This is a genomic window from Mesorhizobium sp. M2A.F.Ca.ET.037.01.1.1, assembly GCF_003998075.1.
Lineage (GTDB): Bacteria > Pseudomonadota > Alphaproteobacteria > Rhizobiales > Rhizobiaceae > Mesorhizobium.
This window is the reverse complement of the sequence record NZ_RZSA01000874.1, coordinates 1-2,805: the sequence shown is the minus strand read 5'-3', so window position 1 is coordinate 2,805 and position 2,805 is coordinate 1. Positions and strand designations below refer to the sequence as shown.

The 2,805-nt window shown below is 65.7% G+C and carries 3 protein-coding genes and 3 pseudogenes; 4 read left to right on the top strand and 2 right to left on the bottom strand.

Annotation, left to right across the window (positions count from 1 at the left end):
* Positions 1-227 (top strand): annotated as a pseudogene (locus tag EOA27_RS41040) (hypothetical protein); the annotation flags it as partial.
* 38 nt (positions 228-265) lie between these two features.
* Here the strand turns inward: EOA27_RS41040 and betI are convergent.
* Positions 266-835, bottom strand: a pseudogene (betI, locus tag EOA27_RS30550) (transcriptional regulator BetI); the annotation flags it as partial.
* Between the two features lie 38 nt (positions 836-873).
* Between betI and EOA27_RS30545 the strand changes: the two are divergent.
* Both EOA27_RS30545 and EOA27_RS42480 read left to right on the top strand, forming a co-directional pair.
* A complete protein-coding gene (locus EOA27_RS30545; protein WP_245467106.1) occupies positions 874-1,329 on the top strand; it encodes an alpha/beta hydrolase in 456 nt (151 codons plus the stop codon).
* Positions 1,311-1,499 (top strand): alpha/beta fold hydrolase, encoded by a 189-nt coding sequence (locus EOA27_RS42480; protein ID WP_245467105.1) that lies wholly within the window; start codon positions 1,311-1,313, stop codon positions 1,497-1,499. The genes EOA27_RS30545 and EOA27_RS42480 overlap by 19 nt, the downstream gene beginning before the upstream one ends.
* 83 nt (positions 1,500-1,582) lie before the next feature.
* Here EOA27_RS42480 and EOA27_RS30540 read toward each other — a convergent pair whose 3' ends face one another.
* Positions 1,583-2,176: a hypothetical protein gene (locus tag EOA27_RS30540; protein WP_126083206.1), complete on the bottom strand. Its 594-nt coding sequence runs from the start codon at positions 2,174-2,176 to the stop codon at positions 1,583-1,585.
* Between the two features lie 130 nt (positions 2,177-2,306).
* Between EOA27_RS30540 and EOA27_RS30535 the strand changes: the two are divergent.
* A pseudogene (locus tag EOA27_RS30535) lies at positions 2,307-2,805 on the top strand (metallophosphoesterase); the annotation flags it as partial.

Sequence of the window (2,805 nt, the reverse complement as noted above, 5' to 3'; positions counted from 1 at the left end):
CCGTCCCGACGCAGTTCGCGGTGGCGGCGGCAAAATCCCTGCCGATCGGCATCTATCGGACGCCGATCCCGATACCGTCGGCGGCAGTCAGAATGTACTGGCACGCCCGTCGCGATGATGAGCCGCCGCATCGCTGGATTCGCGAGCAGATCCTCGACGAGGTGGGAAGGCTTGGGTTCAAGGACTGGGACCACCCATTGAGCCGTCAACCTCGCCCCGCCATATAGCCGACATCCACCCGGCGGCCTGTCGCTCGGTCTGAACTTTATCCAGCCGAGGCCAGGCCAACGGGCGCTGGCTGTCGTAGCGCCAGTCGCCCCGCGACGAAGTCCTTGACCTGGCGCACCGCCTGTTCGCGCGTGACGCTGCCCGGCTGCAGGCCGAGCCTGAGCCACAGCCCGTCGATCAAGGCGGTGACGCCGAGCACGATCTCCTCGGCCAGTTGCGGCGAAGCGAGACCGCGCGGACCGGACAACAGGTTCGAGCGCATCCGCGCGTGGATCACCTTCTGGATGCGTGCCAGCTTCTCGTCGCGCGGCACCTCGGCGCAGAGCGACAGCCAGGCATGGCAGAGTGGCGGCAGGAACAGGTGCTCCTCGAAATTGCCCTCGATCACGGCGTCCAGCCGTTCCATCGGAGACCGCGCCCGCTGCAGTCTGGCGACGACGGCGTGACAGAGCACGGCGTTGGCCTCGCGCATGGCGTGCTCGAACAGCTCCTGCTTGTTGCGGAAATAGTGCAGCACGATGCCCTTCGAGGCGCCGGCCTGGGCCGCGACCTTTTCCAGCGTCGCGCCAGCGATGCCTTCGCGCTCCAGAACGGCGAACGCCGCCTGCGCTGCTGGCCCCGCATCTTTCCGGGCGCCGGCTGATCATGCCGGCTCTGCGTGGCCACGGTGCCTCAAATGCGGGCGAGGGGTGCAGCGTCGCCGATTTCGCTGACGACATTGCCGGGCTGATCCGGCGCTTGCGGCTGGACCGATCGGTTGTCGTCGGACACTCGCTTGGCGGCATGGTGTCGATCGCGCTGGCCGCACAATATCTGAACGTGATCGGAGGGCTGGTCATCCTGGCCAGCACGCTGAAGCCCGATTTCGGATCGCATCACCAACTGATCGACGGCGTGGCGGCCCTGCGCGACCCGATCTCGCCGTCCGATCCGTTCTATGACTGGTGGCATGCCTGCCAGCCGGGCGTGCCGCAGGCATTTCTCGCCGGTCTCGCGCAGGACGCCTCCGCGATTCCGGCGGCGCGCTGGCGCGCCATTCTCGAAGAGATCCGCCGCACCGATCTGACCACCGCGGCGCGGCCGTGCGGGTCCCGACGCTGATCATCGCCGGCGGGCGCGATCCGCTTTTCGGCGAAGCGCACCAGCGGGCGCTGGTCCAGGCAATTGCCGGATCGCGTCTGGTCTGGGCGCGGGACTGCGGCCACAACCCGCATTGGGAAGACCCGGCCTTTGTCGCCAAGCCAATAGCCGGCGTCCTGTCAGCCGAGTGACTGCCGCAGAATCCTGTTGCGATAGACGCCGGCAGGACAAAAGGGGGGATCGCCTTCGCTCGAAAATTCAAGAACGACTGCCACTATTCCTTCAGCGGCTCGATCCTCTCGAACCCCACCTCGCTCTGCGCGCTCGTCCCCTCATCATACCGCCGCGCCAGCACCGCCTGCAGGTCCGGTGAATAGAGCGCGGTGAAGGTATCGATGACGTTGCCCGTGCTGCCGGTGATCGTTTCGCCGACCACGAGCACATTATACTTGCAGTCGCCGAGCCTGTAGGTGTCCTTGCCTTTGACGTTGAGCGCCAGCGTCTCGGTGCCCTGCGGCGCCTTTTTCGAAGACAGCCGCACGAATTCGGTCTTGCTCTTGGCGCCCGCCTTCAGCGGGAACAGCTTCTTCAGGTCGCCGAGCGGGATCATCGACAGCCGCCCGGTATCGCTGTCGCGGAACACCTCGATCAGCCCGGCATAGAGATACTGCGTCTGCGGCAAATCCGATTGATATTTGTTGGCGACCGCGACCATGCCGCCGGGCGCCGGCCGGAACTCGCTGCTAATGCCGGGTTTTTCGAGCACGAAGCCGGCTTTTGCGGATTTGGCGTCGACGCAGTCTGCGGCCTGCGCGCCGCCGGCGAAGGCGAGCATGGCGAGCACCATGCCGGTTGTAAGGCTCTTCATGCCTTCCTCCCCTGGGTGCATGTAGCAGAGCAATGACAGACCGCCGTTGTTCTGTCGACCCAGGAGCTTTCATGCCTTGGCATGGATAGTCTCCCCGGCTGGGCATTGAACTGGACGAGGCGGGTCGAGAATGTTTAATCGGGTAACGATGAAACGTCCCTCGCCAGCAACCATCTCGCGCCGTCTGCTCATCACCCGGACGGGACTCTTCGCTGCCGCCTGCGCCCTTCCTCGCGTGGCCTTCGGCCAGACCGGAAAGCGCATCCAGCCGATCGACGCCACCTTCCTCTTCGTCGCCGATATCCATGCCTGCCGCATGGCAAGCGGCCTCAGCCCCAATTGCCTGCAGGAAGGCAAGACCGATGCAGCACTTCTTCGCAATGTCGCGGCCCTGAACGCCGTTGCCGACAAGAAGTGGCCGGCCGAGATCGACGGCGTCTCCACCGGCCTGCATTCGGCCGGCACCCGCATCGGCACGCCGCTCGGCCTCGTCACCGGCGGCGACATCACTGATGATGGCGGCGGCCAGGTCACCGAGCCCAGCGAAGGCACGCAGCTTCTGCAGTTCTCCCAGCGCTACCAGGAAGGCATCGGGCCGGATCGCGTCCACATCCCGGTCTATGTCGGGC

Bases quoted from the DNA above. Each gene is read 5' to 3' on its own strand.
- EOA27_RS30545 (WP_245467106.1), top strand. From the start codon at position 874: ATGCCGGCTCTGCGTGGCCACGGTGCCTCAAATGCGGGCGAGGGGTGC.
- EOA27_RS30540 (WP_126083206.1), bottom strand. From the start codon at position 2,176: ATGAAGAGCCTTACAACCGGCATGGTGCTCGCCATGCTCGCCTTCGCC.